Here is a 21,340-nt window from a genome sequence, read left to right on the forward strand (position 1 = left end):
ACCTCAACTGTTGCAGCGCCACCCCACGGGCAGGTCTTGGCACGGCTCTGGTTGCGCATTTTGCGATTGCAGCGAACGGCAACACTATCCGCAACCCTGACCTTGCACTCGGATGCTTGCCCCAATCGGCTCTGTCTCTGCAGCGACGCTATGGCGCTTGCAACCTGTACGGGCTTGGATCACTACGCGACCATGCAAGCTCGGCTCTGAACAGGAGACAGATCCATGGCGAACCTTGCGCGAATTGCCACCGTCACGTTGAACCCGGCGCTGGACCAGACCGCCCAGGCAACCAATTTCCACACCGGCCGGGTCAACCGCGTCACCTCCGAACATGCCGATGCCGGCGGCAAGGGGGTGAATGTCGCCTCGTTCCTCTCCGCCTATGGCTATCCTGTCGTCGCAACGGGGCTGCTCGGGCGTGCCAATCTCGAACCCTTCGAGGATCTCTTTGCGGAGAAGGGTATCACCGACCGTTTCGTCAAGGTGCCGGGCACCACACGGGTCAATGTCAAGCTCGTCGACCGGATCCGGGAGTTGATCACCGAGATCAACTTCCCCGGGATTACGGCCGATGCCGAGAGTGTCTCTGCTGTGATGGAGACTGTTCTTGCGCTGGCCGATGACGGTGTCAGGTGGTTCGTTCTCTCCGGCAGCCTGCCGACGGGCGTGCAGACGGATACCTATCGTCAGATGGTCGAGCAACTGAAGGCCAGGGGCTGCAAGGTCGTGCTCGATACCAGCGGCATCCCCTTTGATCGCGCGCTCTCCGCGCGACCTCATGTCGTGAAGCCGAATATCGATGAGCTTCAGGAAGTTGTCGGCTCCTCGCTGGGCACGCTGGAGGAGATCGTCACGGCGGCGCGGGCGTTGGCCGATGGCGCGATAGAGCTGTCGGTGGTCTCGATGCGCGACCGGGGTGCTCTCTTTGTCACCTCCGAGGCCGCCGTCCTGGCCGTGCCGCCCAAGGCGCGGATCGTCTCCACCGTGGGCGCGGGCGACGCCATGGTTGCCGGTATCACTCATGGGCTACTCTCCGGCCTCTCGCTGCCCGAGATCGCGCGGCTTTCGACCGCCTTCTCCCTCGGCGCATTGGGCGAACTTGGCCCGAACATGCTGCCGAAAGAGGATATCGAGGCTTTCGCGGAACTGGTCGAGGTCACCGAGCTCAAGATCGGCTGAAGCGCCGCTCAGCGCGCGCCGCGCCCGATCCCGGCTTGCACCACGCAGTCGGCAGTGGCCGTGTGGCAGTCAGGCGCCTTGGCGCCAGCCGGGTCGCATTGAACGGTGAGGCCAACGGCGATCGCGATGGCGAGGAGGGTCGGTTTCACATTGGACGCAAGTGCTTGCATGTTGGGCTCCTTTCGTTGCTCCGCATCTTTCGCAGGCATAAGGATCATCCGCAACTCAAGCAGCCGTGACCTCACGCGGGGTTGAAACCTGTTTCACTCTTTCCCCCGCGCACGCCCGCGTCTACCGTCCGCGTCATGAGACAGAATGACGAAATGATCCCGGCGGGCCCGCTGCCCGAGAAGGCCACCTGATGCGCATCGCGATGTGGTCCGGACCGCGAAACCTTTCCACGGCGATGATGTATGCCTTTGCCAATCGGGCGGATTTTGCCGCGGTCGATGAGCCCTTCTATGCGGCCTATCTCGCGGCGACCGGGTTGGAGCACCCGATGCGAGCGGAAATTCTCGCCGCCCAGCCGAAGGACCCGGCGGATGTGGTGGCGCAGCTCACCGGGCCGCTTCCCGCCGACAGGCCGCACTTCTACCAGAAGCACATGACTCATCACGTCTTTGCCGGCATGCCTTGGGACTGGATGGACGATATGGTCAATCTCTTCCTGATCCGCCACCCGGCGCGGGTGATCGCGAGCTATGCGGCGAAGCGGGAGAACCCGACACTGGATGATATCGGCTTCTGGCAACAGGCGGACCTGTTCGATCATGTCGAGCAGGTGCATGGCAAGGCCGTCGTGGTGGACAGCCATGATATCCGCGAGGATCCCGAAGGGATGCTGCGGGCGCTCTGCGCCGAGATCGGGCTGGATTTCGACCCCGCCATGTTGTCCTGGCCCGCGGGCGGGAAAGCTTGCGACGGCGTCTGGGCGTCGCATTGGTATGGCGCGGTCTGGAACAGCACCGGCTTTGCCGGACGCGAAGGACCTTTGCCCGAGGTTCCGGTGGCGCTGAAGGGCGTGCTGGACGGGGCCATGCCGCATTACCGACGCCTCGCGGCGCGGGCGTTGAAGCCGGCCTAGGCGCCCGCGACGGTCAGCCCTTCAGCAGCCTGCCGAGCTTCATGGCGACGGACGGGTCGCCCCCGACCTTGTTCTTGCCCATCATCACGGCGGTCATCGGGTTCAGCTTGCCCTTGACCAGTTTCTCGAGGTTCTCGACGCTCATCTTCAGGGTGCAGGCGGCGGGAAGGTCCTCAAGCGAGACCTGGCCATTGTCGAGCGTAATCGTGCCGGCTGGTCCACAGTCGAATTTCAGGCTGTCGGTGAAATCGCTCTTCGAGAGGCCCGAACGGATGATGTCGGCGATTGTGTCGAGGGGCATATACGCGCTCCATGTGGATTGTTCGTCCGAGCGGTAGGCGAGGGGAGGCTGGGCAGGCAAGCGGAACGCTGCGTTGCGGACAGTGCTGACCTTCGCGGCGCTGGCACGGCGCCTTCGGCTTGGTTCCGCGCCCACAAGGGCTCGGCCCAAACGTCCGCAACCGGCTCAAAGAAGACGTGACCACGCACAAAAAAAGGCCTCCCCGTTTGCGCGGAGAGGCCAGATAACATGGCGCTGACAGCGCCGGAGCTCAGAGCGAGGCGTCGAGCGCAGCGATAACCGCGTCGCCCATCGCGGAGGTCGAAACCGGGGTGCCGCCATCCGGACCCATAAGGTCCGCCGTGCGCAGCCCATCGGCCAGCACCTTTTCGACCGCGGCTTCGAGGCGATCCGCCTCGGTGCCTTGGTCGAAGGAGTAGCGCAGCGCCATGGCGAAGCTGAGGATACAGGCGATCGGGTTCGCTTTGCCCTGGCCGGCAATGTCGGGCGCGGAGCCGTGGACCGGCTCGTAGAGCGCTTTCGGGCGACCATTCTCCGCAGGCGCGCCGAGGCTCGCGGAGGGCAGCATGCCAAGCGAGCCGGTCAGCATGGCGGCCACGTCGGAGAGCAGATCGCCGAAGAGGTTGTCGGTCACGATCAAGTCGAACTGCTTGGGCCAGCGGCAGAGCTGCATGCCGCCGGCATCGGCATACATGTGGCTGAGCTCGACATCGGCGTATTCCTCGTCATGCACCTTCTGCACGGTCTCGCGCCACAGGATGCCGGATTCCATCACATTGGCCTTCTCCATCGAGCAGACCTTATTGCCCCGGCGCTTGGCCAGCTCGAAGGCGGAGCGCGCCACGCGGACGATCTCGCTCTCGGTGTAGCGCTGGGTGTTGACGCCCTCACGCTCGCCATCGGCGTTGACGGAGATACCGCGCGGCTCGCCGAAATAGACGCCCGAGGTCAACTCGCGAACGATCATGATGTCGAGCCCGGAGACCACGTCGCGCTTGAGCGAGGAGAAATCGGCCAGCGCGTCGAAGCACTGGGCGGGGCGCAGGTTGGAGAAGAGATCCATCTCCTTACGCAGGCGCAGCAGCCCCCGCTCGGGTTTCACGGAGAAGTCGAGCTCGTCATAATCCGGCCCGCCCACGGCGCCGAGCAGGACGGCATCGGCCTCCAGCGCTTTCGCCATGGTCTCGTCGGTCAGCGGCGTGCCGTGCGCGTCATAGGCCGCGCCCCCAACCAGATCCTCGCTGACATCGAAGGCGAGATCGCGCTTGGCGCCGTACCAGTCGATGATCTTGCGAACCTCGGTCATGACTTCGGGGCCGATGCCGTCGCCGGGCAGGATCAGAAGGGAAGGGGTGCTCATGGTCTATGTCCTCGGAAGATGTGTCCCGGCGGGGTTATCCCCGGGGCAGCCAAGGGTCAAGAACCGTTGGCTTTCGAGAGTGCGAGCAAGGGGCGCAGGCGCTCGGCCAGAAAGTCCCAGACCCGGCGGATGCGCGGGGTGCGGCGCATCGCATCTGGCGCGGTGAGCCAGACCGGCAGCGTGGGCAGCGGCATCTCCGGCAGGAGCCGCTCCACATCGGGATCCGCGTCTCCGACGCTGACCTGCGCGAAGCCGAGCCCGCAACCGGCACGGACCAGCTCCCAGAGCACATTGTGATCGTCGCAGCGCAGCGCGAACCAGTCTCGTTCGGCCGGCAGTCCCATTTTGCGCATCTCGCGCAGGATCGTCTCGTCGTGATCATAGCCGATCAGGTCATGGCCGGGCAGCTCTTCGACCCGTGCGGGCCGGCCGTGTCGGCCGAGATAGCGGCTCGCCGCGTAGAGGCCCAGCTCGACCTCGCCGAGATGGCGGGTCACGATGTCGAGCTGCTCGGGGCGATACATGCGGATGGCGATATCCGCCTCGCGAAAGAGCAGGTTCTGACTCCGGTCGGACGGGACCAGTTCGACCTCGATTTCTGGCTCCACTTGCCGCAGCTCGGCGAGAAGCGGCGGCAGGACATGCATGGACACGAAGGCCGAGGCGGTCAGCCGCACGGTCCCCGCGACTTCCCCGACCTGGCCCGCCGCCGCGAGGGTGAGGCGTGAGGCGGCGTCCTGCATGGCGCGGGCGGACGGCAGGAGCTCCAGCCCCGCCGGGGTCACCTCCAACCCGCGCGGATGCCGGGCGAAGAGCGCAACGCCAAGCTCGGCCTCCAGAGCCTTGACCTGACGCCCGAGCGTTGGCTGCGACTGACCGAGCCGGCGTGCCGCTGCGGAGAGAGAGCCGGTCTCGGCCACGGCGACGAAACATTGCAAGCGCGACCAGTCGGGGGAGGGAGCGGAGTGTGGCATTCAAAAATGAATACCATATCGGCATTTTAGAGCAATGTTCTTGTCGAAAATGAATGGATACTTCGGGCTCAGACATCACCGAAAGGAAAGCTCATGACTGGAAACGTCCTCATCCTCGGCGCAACCGGCCGTTTCGGGCGCCATGCGGCGACGGCCTTCGAGGCCGCCGGCTGGAAGGTGACCCGGTACAACCGGGCGGAGGGATCGCTCTGGGATGCCTGCTGGGGCGTCGATATCATCGTGAATGGCTGGAACCCGCCCTATCCGCGCTGGCAGGCCGAGCTTCCGGGCCAGACCGCACGGCTCATCGAAATCGCCGAGGCGAGCGGAGCGCGGGTGATCTTGCCCGGCAACGTCTACCCCTTTGGCGCGCGGTCGCCGGCGCGACTGGCGCCCGAGACCCCGCATGAAGCGACCAACCCGCTCGGGCGGGCGCGCGCGGAGATAGAAGCCGTCTGGGCGGCGTCGAACGCACGGGTGTTGATCCTGCGCGGCGGCGACTTCCTCGATACCGAAGCGTCCGGGAACTGGTTCGACAAGATCCTCACCGCAAAGCTCGCAAGTGGGCGTTTGACCTATCCCGGGCCGACCGACATCCCGCATAGCTGGGCCTACCTGCCGGATATGGCCCGCGCGGCGGTGGCGTTGGCGGAGATGTCGGATGCGCTGCCGCGTTTCGCGGATATTCCCTTCCCGGGCTACACGTTCTCCGGCGAGGAACTGCAGGCGGCGCTGGAGCGGATCACCGGGCGGGCAATCAAACTCGCTCGAATGTCCTGGTTGCCAGTGCGTTTCGCAGCGCCCTTCTGGTCGACTGGGCGGCACTTGCTGGAGATGTCCTACCTCTGGCGCAAGCCGCACACTCTCGACAGCGCGGCCTTCCGTGCCCTGTTGCCAGAGTTTCGCGATACCCCGCTGGACGTCGCGCTGGCCTCAGCGCTCCACCACCAGATCGACCCAGACAAGACGATGGCGCGAAGCGGTCCGCGCAGTGTCGAGCGCGGCGTCGCCTGACGGCCAGTGTACGCCGCTTCCAGCGAGCACATGCCCGGCGGATGGCAACACGTAATCGACACGCAGATTGCCGGGGCCATCTTCGGCCACAGCGCGCCAATCGGCGGTGTCGAGGGCGGGGTCGCCCGTTTGGGCTGGGTCTGCCTCTGCGGCGCCGCCGGGGCTGGCGGGGCGCGGGTCCTGCAGCCGGGGATCGGCGAGGAAATCGGCCATCACCGCGCGTAGCCCGTTGCCGTCCGCCGCGTCGAGATTGGCATTGCCGAGAATAACGAAAGGCGGCGGGGGCGGCGGCACCGCAAGGTCGCCATCCAGCAGCCGGGTCCAGAGGCGCAGCTCGTCGGCATTGCGCAACCCGTTGCGATCCTCCGGTCCGTCGAAGATCGGCGGGGTGGCGGAGAAGGCCATCACGGTGAGCGTCTCGCGCCCCGGCCAGCGGATCGGGACCAGCCAGTGGCCGGTCGTCGAGAGCCGCTGGATCTCGAGCGCTTCGGGGGAGGGGAAAGGGGTGCCGCCCTGGTGTGGCAGCGTGGCGCGGGGAAGGTCTTTCCAGAGAAGGTCGGTGAAATCCTTCACTCCGTTCCGATCGATTTCGAAACGACTCAGCAGCGCCATGCCGCCATCTCCGGCAAAACGGCCATAGCCCTGCGCGTCGCGCGGCTCGCCGGTGCGGCCATTGCCGTCGAGATCGACCCCAGTCGCCTCGCCACTATTGGGGCGCAGGCTGAAGAGATGCGGATAGGGTGCGCCGGCCGCCTCAAGCCGCTCCGCGAAGGCGCTGAGCGTGACCTGTCCGGCGTCATAGTCGAATCCGGTCAGCAGCAGGATATCCGGATCCACGTCCGCGATCACCGCGACTGCGGCCGCGATCTGCTCGTCCTTGCCTTTGAGGATATCACGCAGCAGCAGCCCCGGCCCCTTGCGGGACAACTCGGGCGAAAACGTTGCGATGCGGATGGTCTCGGCGCCTGCCGGAAGTGCCAGGAACAGCGCAAGAAGCGCCCCGATCAGGTGGCGTAGACGTGTCCGGCCGTGGCCACCGCCGTGCTGCGGCGGCGCATTTCCAGGATCATGTCCGCCACCCGCGACATCGCGATGCCGCGCATGAAGAGGCTCAGCGGGAGGAAGGCCCATAGTGATACCAGCCAGATCATCGTGTGCGTTTCGGTCAGCATTGCGGCGCTGAACAACGACTCGGCCGCCTTGCCGATCGCCGGAATCAGGAATGGCAGCAGAAAGCCTAACGCAAGGTTAAAGCGCGCATCCCGATTGAGCCGCTTGACGACATCGCCACCGGCGGTTGGATCGAAGGTTGGCAGGTTGATCCAGACATTGAAGGCGCCGGAACGGGACGGCCAGTTCTTCAGCTTCAGGATCAGGTAGAAGAAGATGATTGCCAGCAGCGAAATGAGATAGGCCATGCCGGCCGCGGCGCGCACCGTGTTGATTTCGGCCGGGCTCGCGCCGTCGGGCATCGAGATCAGGACGAGTCGCACCGGCGAATAGGGGAAATCCAGGCTCGTGCCAATCAGGGAGCCGATCGCTTCCACGAGGAGCGTAAGTCCGTTCGGGTCGACCTCACCACGCGCCAGCAGCGACAGGACGAAGAGAGTGGCAAAGAGGGACAGGTAGCGAATCCGGTTGAAGGGCGGAGCGTCGCGGAACTCGATCAGGCTGGGATACGTGGACGCATATTCGGCCAAGGTCAGCACCGCGCAAGCCAGTGCGACCAACACCATGATCTGGGGTGTCTCGACCCCAACATTCTGGACCAGCAGGGATGGAAGCAGAATCACCGCCCCTACTAAGATTGCGCGCGTGAACGCACTGGTTGCATTCGAGAACACAGCTCGATCCTTCCATTCCGGACGGTCGCATTTCGCTGACACGGCCTTGTCCGGTTTGGAAACGCCCTTTGCGGACATTTTACCCCAACTTCCCAAACCAACTGCCGCGTTCGCCGCCGTCCCTCAAGACTTGGTTAAGGTTAACGACTTGTTTCTGGCGGTTTTTGGTGGGGATTGGTGCCGCTTTGCATCAAGTTTGTGAACAAATCATGGCCGTCCTGTAGGCGTGATCTTCGCGACATCCACATGTTGTGCCCTGCACAGTTGCGGGCAGGCGGGGAAGAGACAGGGCTGCGTGGCGTCCGGGCGGGATGTTGAAGCGTCGCACTGTGTGTTGAGGCATTTCGGTCAAAGCCCGCGGTTTCCGCGCCATAGGGGCCTGCACAGGCGCTGCGTATTGCCGGTCAACGGATCAGGTGGCGGGTGGGGCTGGATGGCAGAGTTTGCGGGTTGCGAACCTCGGGGAGAACAGGCCGGGGTGACCTCGGTTGATCCTGATTGCGTCAGGGCCAGAGCCGTTCTTCGGGTGGAGGCTGCGGCGCTTTCCGTCCAGCCGTATGCGCTCAGCTTTTGGGGGCTGCCTCGACATTCTGCCACCGAGCCACGGCGTCATTCCGTATCGTCCGCATAGACCCGGATATAGCGCCCACCAACCTCGATTCCGACGAACTCCTGCTCGAAGGCAAGACAGAGCCGCTGCCCGAAAGCGACCACAGCGTCGCTGTCATCGGTCCGGATTCGCGCCAGCAGGATCTTGCGCAGCTTGCCGTCGAAGGTCGCATGCGCCTCGTGGATCGCAGCGGAGGGGAAGAAGATCGCCGCTTCCTGCGCCAACTTCTGAATATCAGCGCCAGTCAGCCAGCGCAGTTGCGTGTTGGGAAGGTAGACGAGGTGGACATGCTGGCCCATCTCCACCTCAAGGTGCCGCAGCGCCTCTTCACGCCCGCCAATCGTCATCGGCCGGTCGCCCCGCACCGAGGACTCGACCTCGACCGCCGTCTCGTCGAACAGCGTCTCCAGCGCGGCATTCGCGCCCCGGCCCGCTTCGATCAGCTGTCGGCAGCCCTTGAGGTAGTTCAGCTTGCGCTCAACATCCCAGCCCGCCGGAGCGGAGACGACGAGTGAGCGCAGGTTCGACACCACGTCGGCGATCTTCACGATCCGGGAATCGACCGGCTTGTCGCCCATGGCCGCAATCCGACGGGCGCGGCGCTCAGGCTTGGAGAGCGACATGTCATCGGTGTTCTCGACCACGATCCGCGCCACGCGCGCGCCAAACCGGGCCTCGATCTCCTCCGCCGTCACCCCTGCATCCTCGATCGCGTCATGCAGGAGTGCTGCGACCAGAATCTCCCCATCCTGCCCATCCGTTGCCTGCGCCACCAGCTCCATCACCTCGATCAGGTGATTGATATAGGGCTCCTGCGCCGCGCCCTTGCGCCGCTGGTTGCGGTGGGTATCGGCGGCGAAGGTCAGCGCGCGGGCGAGGGTCAGGGTGTCGTCAGGCATGTTCAGGGACCGGGCTCAGAGATAAAGGATCGACGCGACGGTGAAGAAGATCAAAACCCCGAACACGTCGTTTGCGGTGGTTATGAAAATGCCGGTCGCGACGGCCGGATCGAGCTTCAACGCCTTGAGCGCGAAGGGGATCAGGGCGCCAAAACTCGCGGCGATGATGGTGACGAGGGTCATGGAGATCAGGCAGGTGAGCGACAGGTTCGCGGCATTCTCGATCTCCACGAAGCGCGTCGCCAGCAGCACGAGAAGGGCGACGGCGCTGCCAACAACTGCGCCGTTGACTAGCGAGGCCAGCAGCTCGCGCCCGAGACGGGGCAGGAAGTCGCCGCGCCATGTCACCCCGGGGCCGAGCGCCTGGATCGACATGGTCGAGGCCTGGATGCCGACATTGCCCGCCGTCGCCATGACCACGGGGATGAAGCTCGCAAGGATCGCGGCCTGGGTCAGCGCCTCCTCGTAGGAGCCGATCACGGAGGCCGCGATGGACGCGCCCACCAGCCCGCCGAGAATCCAGGGCAGGCGGCGGGCGACGATCTTGAGCGGGCCGTCGAACTCGGTCGCATCCGGGTGCACGCCGCCCATCAGCAGGATGTCCTCCTCGACCTCCTCGGAGGCGATCTGGCGCAGTTCGTCCTGTGTGATCAGCCCGACCAGCCGCCCCTGCGCATCGACCACGCCGATGGACTGGATGCGCCGCTCGCGCGCCAGTTGCAGCACGTCTTCCTGGTCGGCATCGGCGGCCACGACCACGGCGTCTCCGCCCATGATATCCGCCACGCAGGTGTCATCGGCGTGCATGAGCAGGTCGCGCCGGCGCACCTCTCCGCGCACGCGGCGATGCTCATCGACGACATAGACCCGTTCCAGCCGCTCGATATCCCGCGCATTGGCCCGGATTTCCGCGATCACATCGCCCACCGTGCCGTCGATCCGCGCCGTCATCACACCACGCTTCATATGCGCGGCGGCATGGTCTTCGTCGATGTCCAGCGCGGCGCGCAGGGCGGCCTCATGCGGATGGCCCGCGAGGATCTCCAATGCGAAGTCATGCGGCAACTCGTCGAGAATCGGGAAGGCCTCGTCCGGCTCCATGCCCTCGATCAGCTTGCGGAAGGTCGAACGGGTCTCCTCTTCGGCCAGCACCGCGTGCAGCCGCGGGTCCAGCTCGGCCAGCACCTTGATCCCGGCCTCGTCCGGCATCCATTCCAGCAACCGACGCGCGTATCTCGAGCGCATCTGCACGAAGAGCGACAGGATGTCGGAGGGTGACCAGTGGCGAATGATCGCCAGAACCTTGCGTTGCTCTTCCGCCTTGATGAGCTTCTCGATCCGCCGGGTCACGGCCTTGTTTGCCAGCGCGGCCTCTTCGCTGTCGCCAGACATCCAGCCGGGGAAAACACCGGTTTCGTTCATCTGACCCTCCCGCTACCAACTGGTTCGCCTAGCCTTGCCGGCGGCGTATCGAACTTATGTGACGTCTACCCTTCGAAACGGTCCCGCCAGCGATTGACGATCGGATAGCGCCGGTCGAGCCAGAAGGCCCGCCGTGACAGCCGCGCGCCCGGGGCGGACTGGTGTCGTTTATACTCCGAGATGTAGAGCAGGTGCTCGACCTTGCGGACATCCGCCTCGTCAAAGCCCTCGTCCAGGATTTCGCGGATGCTGGCTTCCTCGTCGACCAGCAGCTCCAGGATCCGGTCCAGAACGGGATAGGGCGGCAGGCTGTCCTCGTCCTTCTGGTCCTCGCGCAGCTCCGCCGAGGGCGGCTTGTCGATAACGCGCGGCGGGATCACGATCCCCTCGGGGGCCTTCATCCAGTCGCGGTGATTGGCGTTGCGCCAGCGGCAGGTTTCGAAGACCCGCATCTTGTAGAGATCCTTGATCGGATTGTAGCCGCCGGCCATGTCGCCATAGATCGTGGCATAACCGACCGCGACCTCGGATTTGTTGCCCGTGGTCAGCAGCATCTCGCCGAACTTGTTGGAGAGCGCCATCAGCAGCAGCCCACGCAGGCGGGACTGGATGTTCTCCTCCGTGAGATCCGGCTTCGTGCCTTCGAAGAGCGGACCGAGTGCTTCCGTGACAGCGGCACGCGGGCCGGAGATCGGCAGTTCGTCGAGCCGGCAGCCAAGCGCGTTGGCGACGCCCGCCGCATCTTCCAACGACTCGGCAGAGGTATACTCGGATGGCAGCATCACGCAGCGGACATTCTCCGGACCGATCGCGTCCGCCGCGATCGTGGCGACGATGGCCGAATCAATCCCGCCCGAAAGCCCCAGCAGCACCTTGGAGAAGCCGGACTTGCCGAGATAGTCGCGCAAGCTCTCGACCATCACCCGGTAATCCTGCTCCCATTCATCGGGCAGATGCGCCATCTCGCCCGCCTCGGCCTCCCAGCCGTCCGCGCCTTGCACGAAGTCGACATGGGCGATGGCCTCGTCGAAAAGCGGCAACTGCAGGACCAGTTTTCCATGCGGATTGAGCACGAAGGAGCCGCCATCAAAGACCTGATCATCCTGCCCGCCGACCATGTTGAGATAGACCAGCGGCAGGCTGGTCTCGATCACCCGGGAGACCATATGGGTCAGCCGCATCTCGCGCTTGCCACGGAAATAGGGCGAGCCATTGGGGACCATGAGCAACTCCGCACCGCTCTCCTCCAGCGTCTCGCAGACATCGGGATGCCAGGCATCCTCGCAGATCGGGATGCCGAGCCGGACCGGGCCAACGGTTGTGGGCCCATGCACATCGCCGCTGGAGAACTGCCGCTTCTCGTCAAAAACATTGAAATTCGGCAGGTGGTGCTTGACCACTTTCGTGGCCACGTCGCCGCCCTTGAGCACGGCATAGATATTGAAGAGCGCCGCGCCCTCGAACCAGGGCAGGCCGATGCCGAGCGCCGGCCCGTCGGCGCAATCGGTGGCCAGTTGCTCCAGAACACGCTGGCAGTCGGCGACGAAGGCGGGCTTCATCACAAGGTCCTGGCACTGGTAGCCGGCGAGGAACATCTCCGGCAGCACGACCATGTCGGCGCCGGCCGCCTTGCCGTCTTCCCAGGCCGCGCGCGCCTTGGCGGCATTGCCGCGCAGGTCTCCGACAGTCGGGTTGAGCTGTGCCAGCGTCAGGCGAAAACGGGTCATGTACGAGGCTCCTTGCTTCGGCGGACCGGGGCAGGTCGGGGCGGACCGGGGCTCTCTTAGCAGAAAGGCGCGCGCATGGAAGCGCCTGACCGCCGGATCACGGCAAAAAGCGTTGCTCCTCAAGGGGGGCGGAAGTAGGGTTGCCTCCTGAATGACCAAGGCAGACCCCCGCTAGCAAAAAGGGGAGACAAGATGACCCGACAGGCAAACCCGCTCCTTCTGGCTTCCATGCTGGCCTTCCTGGCGACCGGTCCCGTGCTCGCGCAGGACAGTACGGTCGAGGTGAAGCAATACGAAAATGGCGGTGTCTATGAAGGCACCTTCAAGGACGGATTGCAGCACGGCAAGGGCACCTACCGGCTGCCCAACGGCTATGAATATGTCGGCGACTGGGTCGAGGGCGAGATCCTCGGACAGGGCATTGCCCGTTTCCCGGATGGATCGGTCTACGAGGGCAGCTTCGCGCGTGGCAAGCCGCATGGCTTCGGCAAGATCACCTTCGCGGATGGCGGTACCTATGAGGGCGAGTGGGTCGAGAACGAGATGACCGGCCAGGGGCTCGCGGTCTATCCCGACGGTACGCGCTACGAAGGCGCCTTCGTCAACGCGCTGCATGAGGGGCTGGGCAATTACACCCGCCCCGACGGCTATCTCTACGAGGGTCAGTGGGTGGCTGGCATCCAGGAGGGCAAGGGGAAGATCACCTATCCCGACGAGACGGTCTACGAGGGCAATCTCAGCCGGGGGCAGCGCTCCGGGCAGGGCAACCTGACCAAGCCGGACGGGTTCTCCTACGAGGGCTCGTGGAAGAACGGCCAGATCAATGGTCTTGGCAAGCTGACCCAGCCTTCGGGCGAGGTCTATGAGGGGCTGCTGGTCGATGGCCGCCGCCATGGCCACGGCAAGGCGACTTACCCCAATGGCGATGTCTATGAGGGGGCGTTCAAGGACGACAAACGCGAAGGCGAGGGCACGTTCACTGGCGCGGACGGCTTCATCTATACTGGCCAGTGGGTCGACGGGCGGATGGAAGGCCAGGGCAAGGTGACCTATCCCGATGGCTCCATCTATATCGGCCAGACCCGCAACAACATGGCCCATGGCACCGGCAACATCACCTATCCCAGCGGCGATTCCTATGACGGCGACTGGGTCGAAAATGTCATGGAAGGCCATGGCACGGCCCGCTACCAGGATGGCGGCGTCTACGAAGGCGGCTTCAAGGGCGCCAAGTATCACGGCAAGGGTGTCATCACCTACCCCGACGGCTACAGCTATGACGGCGACTGGGCGAGCGGGCTGCGCGATGGACAGGGCAAGGCCACATATACCGATGGCAGCAGCTATGAGGGCGAATTCGACGCGGGCGAGCGCAGCGGCCAGGGCACTCTGATCACCGAGAGCGGCTTTCGCTACACCGGCGGATGGAAGATGGGCAAGATCACAGGGCGCGGCGCGGCGACCTATGCCAATGGCGATGTCTACGACGGTATGTTCCTCGACAATGTCCCGCAGGGCGATGGCGTCATGCGCTATGCCAGCGGCGAGGAACGCTCGGGCGCCTGGGAAAACGGCGAACTGGTCGCCGAAGACCCGCCCGCGGAAGAGGCGGAAGCCACCGAAGGAGCGGAGCCCCAATCCGGATCAGAGGGCAGCGAAGCCACGGGGGCAACACCTGCGAGCGACGGGAACTGATCCGAGCCGCAGGTCTGCCCGGAAAGAGGAATGCCGCGCGACAGCCCATTGGCGACCGCGCGGCGACATTTCTGTATATTCCCTATCGAGGCCGATCAGTTCACCGGCGCCATTGGCTCGAATTCCGGAATCGGCTTGGTCGACGCTGGCTGGGCCTCCAGCTCCGCCCAGTTTGCCTCGGAGAGCTCCAGGTTGCCGGAGATATCCTCTTCCCAGAAGCCGACCACGTTCTGGGTGATGTTCAGATAGAGCTTGCCGTCGACGATGCGCCAGAGATTCGGATTGCCCGGCACCTTGCCGCCCTTGGCGACGCCGAAGGCGCAGTGACCGTCATATTGCGGAACGTATTTCTCCGGATCGGCCTCGAACATGGAGAGATTTTCCTCGCTGGAGAACGCAAAGGTGGCACCGTCATGTTCGACCGTCAGGTCGGCATGGCCGGGAATCGCGGCGGGTTGAGGCGTGCCCAGCTCGGATTGCTCGAGCCCGAAATAGGCAACGACATCATAGCCGGACACTGCCAGCCCGTTGGCGGCGGTGTATTCCTCGCCCGCGAGAGCGGCCGAGGCGGAGAGGGCGAGCCCGAGGGCGAGAGAGGGGATGAGACGCATGTCATGTCCTTTGCGCGTTTCGAAATCGGACACCGGGGCGGTGTCTCGAAACGATGGCGAAACGGGCGGTGATGTTAAACTCACGAGGCCGTGCTTCACTGTCCCGTGTTCTGCGCGTGAGCGACCGGCTCTCTGGCCCTTGGCGGCGGAACATGGCACCAAGGCGCAAGCAGCATCACGGGGAACGCGGAATGGCATTCGGCAAGGGACATCACCTTCATCTGATCGACGGCTCGGCCTTCATCTTTCGCGCCTATCACGCGCTGCCGCCGCTGACGCGGAAGTCCGACGGGCTGCCCATCGGCGCCGTGGCAGGCTTCTGCAACATGTTGCACCGATATATCGAAGGGAATACCGGACCCGACGCGCCAACCCATGCGGCCGTGATCTTCGACTATTCCGGCAAGTCCTTCCGCAACGAGATCTATGATCTCTACAAGGCCAACCGCCCGCCCGCGCCGGAAGATCTCGTCCCGCAATTCCCGCTGACGCGTGACGCGACCCGCGCCTTCAACGTCGCCTGCGAGGAGGTCGAGGGGTTTGAGGCCGATGACATCATCGCCACGCTGGCCTGCCAGGCCCGCGAGGCCGGCGGTCGCTGCACGATCATTTCCTCGGACAAGGACCTGATGCAGCTTGTTGGCGGCGGGGTCGAGATGCTCGACGCGATGAAGAACAAGCGGATCGGCGTCGAGCAGGTGGAAGAGAAATTCGGCGTCGGCCCGGACCGCGTCGTGGACGTGCAGGCGCTGGCCGGCGACTCGGTGGACAACGTGCCCGGCGCGCCGGGGATCGGCATCAAGACGGCTGCGCAACTGATCAACGAATACGGCGACCTGGACTCTCTTCTGGACCGCGCCGAGGAAATCAAGCAGCCCAAGCGCCGCCAGACGCTCCTCGAGAAGCGCGACCAGATCGAGCTCTCCAAGCGGCTTGTCACGCTGGACTGCTGCACCCCGCTCGACTTCACGCTGGACGACCTGGAGGTGAAGGACCCGGAGCCGGAGGCGTTGCTGGGCTTTCTCGGCGAGATGGAGTTCCGCACTCTCTCCAAGCGGATCGCGGACCAGCTCGGGGTCGAGGCACCAGCGATTGCCGAACCCGCCGCCGAAGCCGCAGAAGCAGGCGCCCCGGAAGCGCCGCCCTTCGATCACGACAAATACGAGATCGTGCGCGATGCCGCCGCGCTGCAGGCCTGGATCGACAAGGCCAACGCCATGGGCCGTGTCGCCGTCGATACCGAGACGACCGGGCTCGACGAGATGGTCGCGGATCTTGTCGGCATCTGCCTGAGCGTCGAAGCAGGGTCGGCCTGTTACGTCCCGCTCGGGCACAAGGCGGGCTCCGGGGACGGGCTCTTCGCCGAGGAAGCACTGGCCGAGGGGCAGATGCCGCTGAACGCGGCGCTCGACCTGCTCAAGCCGCTGCTTGAGGACGAGGCCGTCCTCAAGATCGGCCAGAACATGAAATATGACGCGAAGATCCTGTCCCGCTACGGCATCGAGATTGCGCCCTATGACGACACGATGCTGCTCTCCTACGCGATGCATTCCGGCCTGCATAACCACGGGATGGACGCGCTTTCGGAGCGCTACCTCTCCCATGTGCCGATCCCGATCAAGGAGCTGATCGGGTCCGGCAAGAGCGCCATCACCTTTGATCGGGTCGAGATCGACACGGCTGCGAAATACGCCGCCGAGGATGCCGATATAACTCTGCGACTCTGGGAGCTCTTCAAGCCGCAGCTGCATTTGAACAAGGTCACCACCGTCTACGAAACGCTGGAACGGCCGCTGGCCCCGGTGCTGGCACGGATGGAGATGGCGGGCGTGAAAGTCGACCGCGACACGCTCTCGCGCATGTCCAACGCCTTCGCGCAGAAAATGGCCGGGCTGGAGGCCGAGATCCACGAACTTGCGGGTCAGAGCTTCAATGTCGGCTCTCCCAAGCAACTCGGCGAGATCCTCTTTGACAAGATGGGGCTGGAGGGCGGCAAGAAGGGCAAGACCGGCGCATGGTCCACACCTGCGCAGGTGCTGGAGGATCTGGCCACCGAGCATGAACTGCCCGGCCGCGTGCTGGACTGGCGCCAGCTTTCGAAACTGAAATCGACCTACACGGATGCATTGCAGGAGCATATCAATCCCGAGACCGGGCGGGTCCACACCTCCTATGTGCAATCCGGCGCCAATACCGGCCGCCTCGCCTCGACCGATCCGAACCTTCAGAACATCCCCGTGCGCTCCGAAGAAGGCCGTCGCATCCGCGAGGCCTTCGTTGCCGAACAGGGCAAGGTGCTGGTCAGCCTCGACTATTCCCAGATCGAGCTGCGCATCCTCGCCCATGTCGCCGGGATCGACGCCCTGAAACAGGCCTTTCGCGAGGGGCAGGACATCCACGCCATGACCGCCTCCGAGATGTTCGACGTGCCGCTCGACGAGATGACGCCCGACATCCGCCGCCAGGCCAAGGCGATCAATTTCGGCGTGATCTACGGCATTTCCGGCTTCGGGCTGGCGCGCAACCTGCGCATCCCGCGCAGCGAGGCACAGGGCTTCATCGACCGCTATTTCGAACGGTTCCCCGGCATTCGGACCTATATGGACGACACCGTCGCGTTCGCGAAGGAACACAAGCGGGTCGAGACCCTTTTCGGGCGCCGCATCCACACCCCGGAGATCAGCGCCAAGGGGCCGGGCGCGGGCTTTGCCAAGCGCGCGGCGATCAACGCGCCGATCCAGGGGACGGCGGCGGATATCATCCGGCGGGCAATGATCCGGATGGAGGACGCCATCGACGGATTGCCGGCGAAGATGCTGCTGCAGGTGCATGACGAACTGATCTTCGAGGTGGACGAGGGCGCCGTGGACGAGACCGTCGCGCGCGTCCGCGAGGTGATGGAAGCCGCCGCCGAACCGGCCGTGAAGATCGACGTGCCGCTGGTGGTCGATGCGGGGCAGGGGGCGAACTGGGCCGAGGCGCATTGATCCTGCGACGGGTTGTCCGGGGAAGCTGAGAAAACCCGGTGGTCTCTTCCGGAGCAGGGCGCTAATCCTGCCCGTGCAGGCAGAAGCTGTGGAGAGATCACCCGTGCCGCATGACCATCACCACCATCACCATGTCGACCCCGCGAGCGGCGACCGTCGGGTCTTTGCTGCCGTAGCGGTGAATTTCGCGCTGACCTTCGTGCAGATCGTGGCCGGGGTGCTTTCGGGCTCGCTGGCGCTGATCGCCGACGCGATCCACAACCTCTCGGACGCGATCTCGCTGGTCATCGCCTTTGCAGCCCGCCGGATTGCCCGCCGCCCGGCCGATGCCTCAATGACCTTTGGTTATGGCCGCGCCGAGGTGGTCGCGGCGCTGATCAACTACACGACCCTGATCGTCATCGCCTTCTACCTTGCCGCCGAGGGCGTGAACCGCCTGATGGACCCGCCCGAGGTGCAGGGCTGGATCGTGGTCGTCGTCGCCGCCATCGCGCTGGTCGTGGACACGGTGACGGCGCTGCTGATCTACCGGATGTCGAAGGACAGCGTGAACATGCGCGCCGCCTTCCTGCACAACCTGATGGACGCGATGGGCTCGGTTGCCGTGATCATCGGCGGCACGCTGATCCTGATCTATGACTGGCGGCTGGTGGACCCGATCGTGACGCTGATGATCGCGGGTTACATCCTCTGGCATACCGGGCGCGAGGTCGGTCCGGTGATCCGCATCCTGATGCTCGGCAGCCCGACCAGCCTCGCGGCGGAGGATGTGCTGGCGGAGATGGGCGCGCTGGAGGGGGTGGACGAGATCCACCACATGCATCTGTGGCAGATGGGCGAGCACGAGACATCGCTCGAAGCGCATGTCGTGCTGGAAGAGGACGCCTCGCCGCGCGATGTCAAATCCGCGCTGAAGGCGTTGCTGGTGGATCGGTTCGGCATCACGCATTCGGTGCTGGAACTGGAGAGCGCTTCGGACCGCTGCTGCGATGCGCTGCCCATCGGCCATGCCTGCAACGATCCGACCCACCGTCACGCTTGACGCAAAACTCACTCCTGGGCTCTGGTCATGCGAAAGCTTGAGGAGATTTCGATGTCCGATCACTTCGTGACCGTGCTGGGCGCGGATGAGCCCATTGCGGAGGTTCGCCTGAACCGCCCGGAGAAGAAGAACGCGCTGACGCTGGAGATGCTGGATGCGCTGGTTGCCGCGGGCAAGGACCTGGCGGGCAAACCGAAGCTGCGCGCGGTGATCCTGTCCGGCGAGGGCACGGATTTCTGCGCTGGGCTGGATACCGGCGCGCTGATGGCGATGGCCGGCAAGCTCGACGCGGTGAAACAGGAGATGCTGACCCCGCCCGAGGGCGAGGCGGCCAACCGGTTCCAGCTTCCGGCGATGATCTGGTCACAGGTGCCGGTGCCGGTGATCGCGGCGCTGGACGGGGTCTGTTTCGGCGGCGGCGCGCAGATCGCGCTTGGCGCGGATTTCCGGATCGCGACGCCCGACAGCCGTTTCTCGATCATGGAAGGCAAATGGGGGCTGATCCCGGATATGGGGATTTCCCAGAGCCTGCCGAGGTTGCTTCCGGCGGATCGTGCCAAGGAACTGATCATGTCCGTGCGCGTCCTGACGGGTGTCGAGGCGGAGAAATACGGGCTGGTGACGCGGCTTGCCGACGATCCTCTGGCCGAGGCGCGGGCCTTCGCAGAGGAACTGGCCGCAAAATCACCGGACGCAATCCGCGCGGGCAAGCAGCTTGTCGACGCGATCTATGCCGGAACGCCAGCGGAACATCTGCGGCTGGAGGCGGTGCTTCAGGCCGAGTTGATGGGGTCGCCCAACCAGGTCGAGACGATCATGGCCAATATGCAGAAACGAGCGCCGGTCTATCGCTGACCCGGCGATTTCGGCTTGAATCCGGGCTGCGATTTCGTCCCTGTCAACGGCTGTTGGCCGCTCGGAGCCTTGCAAGATCCGCCGGAAACGACAGGACCGATCTGGTTCCGCTCAAGCCGTGCTCCGATTTGCGCGCCACGTTCTATGCACCCTGCGCAGATTTCGCCTGCCTCGCGATACGCTTCGCGAAGTGTCGAACCCGCTTGCGAAATCGTTTGTCGAGGCGCCCCTTTGCCATGCGCATGGTCTGCACCAGCATCTTCGCGGTCAGGCTCTCTGGCCTGATCTCCAGAGTCAATTCCAGGCGCGTCGTTTCCGGTGACAGCTCTGACAGCTCCACGGTCAGGAACCCGTCCAGACCGCCGACATTCCCGTCCAGTTCCAGAAGGCGCGGCGCCTCGAAGCCGGTGACGACCGACTCCATCTCGCGACGAATGCCCCGATAGTCGAAACGCGCGGTCCAGCTGGCGCCCAAGTCCACGGCGTCCTCGGACAGGCGTTGCACCTGGACCCCCTTGCGGATTGCCTTGTCTTCGAAGCGACGCGCATCTGTTACCGCCGTCCAGACGGCTCCGATGGGCGCATCAATGTCTTCCCGGGTCGTGAATTTCATACCAAGCCCTGCTGTTTCGTCGCCTGCCACGTCCGTCTTGCGTCAATCAAGCCGATCCGCAAGCCAGTTTTCCAGAAGAAATCGCGCAATCGCGCCCGGTCGGGCGGCACGAACAGACTCATGCTCGCCGGCCAGCGCCAGGAGCATCTCTTCGCGGCTCATCCATCGCGCTTCCGCGATTTCGACCGGGTCGATCTCGATCTCGCGACCGAGCGCCTCTCCCCGGCAGCCCAGCATCAGCGAGGCCGGGAAAGGCCACGGCTGAGAGGCAAGGAAGGATACCGGACCGACGCGGACCCCCGCCTCCTCGAACACCTCCCGCCGAACCGCCGCCTCGACGGTTTCCCCCGGCTCTACGAAGCCCGCCAGCAGCGAGAAGAACCCTTCGGGCCAGGCGGGCGAACGCCCGACGAGCACGGAGTTGCCATACGTGATCAGCATGATGACGACCGGATCGGTGCGCGGGAAATGTGAAGTGCCGCAGGCCGGGCAGTCGCGCTGCCAGCCTGCCTTCGCGGGCAGGCTTTCCGCGCCACAGCGGGCACAGAATCGATGCGACCTCTGCCATTCCAGCAACCCGCGCGCCGTTGCCGCCAGCTCCGCATCGGCCGGGGACAGACAGGTCATGACCCCCCGCAATTCAGCAAAACGCACACCATCCGGCGCACCTGGGAAGCGCTGTTCGCTCGGATCGAGGAAGGTGTCGAGCGCGTCGGTCTCCAGATTCTCCGGTTCCCAGGCAGAGATGTCGGCGGCAAACCAGGGCCGCCCCTCGCTCAGCCCGAGGAAGATCGCCTCCTCCGTTGCCGCCTCCAGCACGGTGTCTTGCGATGCGACTGGCGCCAGGGCCAACGCGCCCTCACCACGGATCTGCGGCTTGCCGCGCCAAAAGGGCAGGATCCGCGTCCCCGGATCTGACCGCATCCGCGCCAGTAGATCGGCATCTTCCCGCAACTGCGCGGAGCGATCCAGCGCGCCGCCTCCGAATGTAACCTGCTCCGCAATCCGCACGATTCTCTCCGTCTTGCCCGGGCGGACTAAGCCACGCGGGCCAGGCAATGGCAAACCCTGCCACGCAACATGACGCTGCCGGAACCGAAACCAGTTTCGTTTTCATTTC

The 21,340-nt window shown here is 64.8% G+C and carries 19 protein-coding genes; 7 read left to right on the top strand and 12 right to left on the bottom strand.

Annotation, left to right across the window (positions count from 1 at the left end; all coding sequences use genetic code 11):
• The first annotated feature begins 225 nt into the window (after nucleotides 1-225).
• Entirely contained in the window at nucleotides 226-1,182 is a 957-nt protein-coding gene (pfkB, locus tag R3X27_RS18150) for a 1-phosphofructokinase (RefSeq protein ID WP_317710295.1), read from the top strand.
• A gap of 8 nt (nucleotides 1,183-1,190) precedes the next feature.
• Here the strand turns inward: pfkB and R3X27_RS18155 are convergent, their stop codons facing one another.
• Nucleotides 1,191-1,352: a hypothetical protein gene (locus tag R3X27_RS18155; protein WP_317710296.1), complete on the bottom strand. Its 162-nt coding sequence runs from the start codon at nucleotides 1,350-1,352 to the stop codon at nucleotides 1,191-1,193.
• A 191-nt stretch (nucleotides 1,353-1,543) separates the two neighbouring features.
• On the opposite strand from R3X27_RS18155, the gene R3X27_RS18160 reads away from it, so the two are divergent.
• Nucleotides 1,544-2,266, top strand: coding sequence for an HAD family hydrolase (locus R3X27_RS18160; protein ID WP_317710297.1), 723 nt, complete (start codon nucleotides 1,544-1,546; stop codon nucleotides 2,264-2,266).
• Between the two features lie 13 nt (nucleotides 2,267-2,279).
• Here the strand turns inward: R3X27_RS18160 and R3X27_RS18165 are convergent, their stop codons facing one another.
• The 3 genes from R3X27_RS18165 to R3X27_RS18175 all read right to left on the bottom strand — a co-directional run bounded on the left by R3X27_RS18165 (nucleotide 2,280) and on the right by R3X27_RS18175 (nucleotide 4,901).
• Entirely contained in the window at nucleotides 2,280-2,567 is a 288-nt protein-coding gene (locus tag R3X27_RS18165; RefSeq protein WP_317710298.1) for an SCP2 sterol-binding domain-containing protein, read from the bottom strand.
• Nucleotides 2,568-2,817: 250 nt separating this feature from the next.
• Nucleotides 2,818-3,927 (bottom strand): 3-isopropylmalate dehydrogenase, encoded by a 1,110-nt coding sequence (gene leuB / locus R3X27_RS18170; protein WP_317710299.1) that lies wholly within the window; start codon nucleotides 3,925-3,927, stop codon nucleotides 2,818-2,820.
• Between the two features lie 56 nt (nucleotides 3,928-3,983).
• On the bottom strand, nucleotides 3,984-4,901 hold the full coding sequence (locus R3X27_RS18175) for a LysR family transcriptional regulator (RefSeq protein ID WP_317710300.1): 918 nt from the start codon (nucleotides 4,899-4,901) through the stop codon (nucleotides 3,984-3,986).
• Between the two features lie 93 nt (nucleotides 4,902-4,994).
• On the opposite strand from R3X27_RS18175, the gene R3X27_RS18180 reads away from it, so the two are divergent.
• On the top strand, nucleotides 4,995-5,915 hold the full coding sequence (locus R3X27_RS18180; RefSeq protein WP_317710301.1) for an epimerase: 921 nt from the start codon (nucleotides 4,995-4,997) through the stop codon (nucleotides 5,913-5,915).
• On the opposite strand, the gene R3X27_RS18185 is transcribed toward R3X27_RS18180, so the two are convergent.
• The 5 genes from R3X27_RS18185 to R3X27_RS18205 form a co-directional block, all read right to left on the bottom strand.
• Nucleotides 5,835-6,764 carry an endonuclease/exonuclease/phosphatase family protein gene (locus R3X27_RS18185; RefSeq protein WP_317710349.1) on the bottom strand — a complete coding sequence of 310 codons (930 nt, stop codon included), beginning with the start codon at nucleotides 6,762-6,764 and terminating at the stop codon, nucleotides 5,835-5,837. The genes R3X27_RS18180 and R3X27_RS18185 overlap by 81 nt on opposite strands.
• Before the next feature lie 155 nt (nucleotides 6,765-6,919).
• Complete coding sequence (locus tag R3X27_RS18190; RefSeq protein WP_317710302.1) at nucleotides 6,920-7,708, bottom strand: hypothetical protein; 789 nt, start codon at nucleotides 7,706-7,708, stop codon at nucleotides 6,920-6,922.
• Between the two features lie 660 nt (nucleotides 7,709-8,368).
• Entirely contained in the window at nucleotides 8,369-9,268 is a 900-nt protein-coding gene (locus R3X27_RS18195) for an HD domain-containing protein (protein ID WP_317710303.1), read from the bottom strand.
• 15 nt (nucleotides 9,269-9,283) lie between these two features.
• Nucleotides 9,284-10,690 (bottom strand): magnesium transporter, encoded by a 1,407-nt coding sequence (mgtE, locus tag R3X27_RS18200; RefSeq protein WP_317710304.1) that lies wholly within the window; start codon nucleotides 10,688-10,690, stop codon nucleotides 9,284-9,286.
• A gap of 65 nt (nucleotides 10,691-10,755) precedes the next feature.
• The gene (locus R3X27_RS18205; protein WP_317710305.1) at nucleotides 10,756-12,417 is read right to left on the bottom strand and encodes an NAD+ synthase; all 1,662 of its coding nucleotides are present in this window, start codon (nucleotides 12,415-12,417) and stop codon (nucleotides 10,756-10,758) included.
• A 192-nt stretch (nucleotides 12,418-12,609) separates the two neighbouring features.
• Between R3X27_RS18205 and R3X27_RS18210 the strand changes: the two genes are divergently transcribed.
• A complete protein-coding gene (locus R3X27_RS18210) occupies nucleotides 12,610-14,112 on the top strand; it encodes a 2-isopropylmalate synthase (RefSeq protein ID WP_317710306.1) in 1,503 nt (500 codons plus the stop codon).
• Nucleotides 14,113-14,207: 95 nt separating this feature from the next.
• Here the strand turns inward: R3X27_RS18210 and R3X27_RS18215 are convergent, their stop codons facing one another.
• Nucleotides 14,208-14,723 (bottom strand): YHS domain-containing (seleno)protein, encoded by a 516-nt coding sequence (locus tag R3X27_RS18215; RefSeq protein WP_317710307.1) that lies wholly within the window; start codon nucleotides 14,721-14,723, stop codon nucleotides 14,208-14,210.
• Nucleotides 14,724-14,914: 191 nt separating this feature from the next.
• On the opposite strand from R3X27_RS18215, the gene polA reads away from it, so the two are divergent.
• From polA to R3X27_RS18230, 3 genes are all read left to right on the top strand, one after another.
• Nucleotides 14,915-17,710 (top strand): DNA polymerase I, encoded by a 2,796-nt coding sequence (gene polA / locus R3X27_RS18220; RefSeq protein WP_317710308.1) that lies wholly within the window; start codon nucleotides 14,915-14,917, stop codon nucleotides 17,708-17,710.
• 103 nt (nucleotides 17,711-17,813) lie between these two features.
• Nucleotides 17,814-18,752: a cation diffusion facilitator family transporter gene (locus tag R3X27_RS18225; protein ID WP_317710309.1), complete on the top strand. Its 939-nt coding sequence runs from the start codon at nucleotides 17,814-17,816 to the stop codon at nucleotides 18,750-18,752.
• Nucleotides 18,753-18,803: 51 nt separating this feature from the next.
• Nucleotides 18,804-19,607, top strand: a complete 804-nt coding sequence (locus R3X27_RS18230) for a crotonase/enoyl-CoA hydratase family protein (protein WP_317710310.1) — start codon at nucleotides 18,804-18,806, stop codon at nucleotides 19,605-19,607.
• 142 nt (nucleotides 19,608-19,749) lie between these two features.
• Here the strand turns inward: R3X27_RS18230 and R3X27_RS18235 are convergent, their stop codons facing one another.
• Together R3X27_RS18235 and nudC are read right to left on the bottom strand one after the other, a co-directional pair.
• Nucleotides 19,750-20,220: an SRPBCC family protein gene (locus R3X27_RS18235; protein WP_317710311.1), complete on the bottom strand. Its 471-nt coding sequence runs from the start codon at nucleotides 20,218-20,220 to the stop codon at nucleotides 19,750-19,752.
• Between the two features lie 42 nt (nucleotides 20,221-20,262).
• Nucleotides 20,263-21,231 carry an NAD(+) diphosphatase gene (gene nudC, locus R3X27_RS18240; RefSeq protein ID WP_317710312.1) on the bottom strand — a complete coding sequence of 323 codons (969 nt, stop codon included), beginning with the start codon at nucleotides 21,229-21,231 and terminating at the stop codon, nucleotides 20,263-20,265.
• Nucleotides 21,232-21,340: the final 109 nt, after the last annotated feature.

Source organism: Tropicimonas sp. TH_r6, from assembly GCF_033101155.1.
Classification (GTDB): domain Bacteria; phylum Pseudomonadota; class Alphaproteobacteria; order Rhodobacterales; family Rhodobacteraceae; genus Tropicimonas.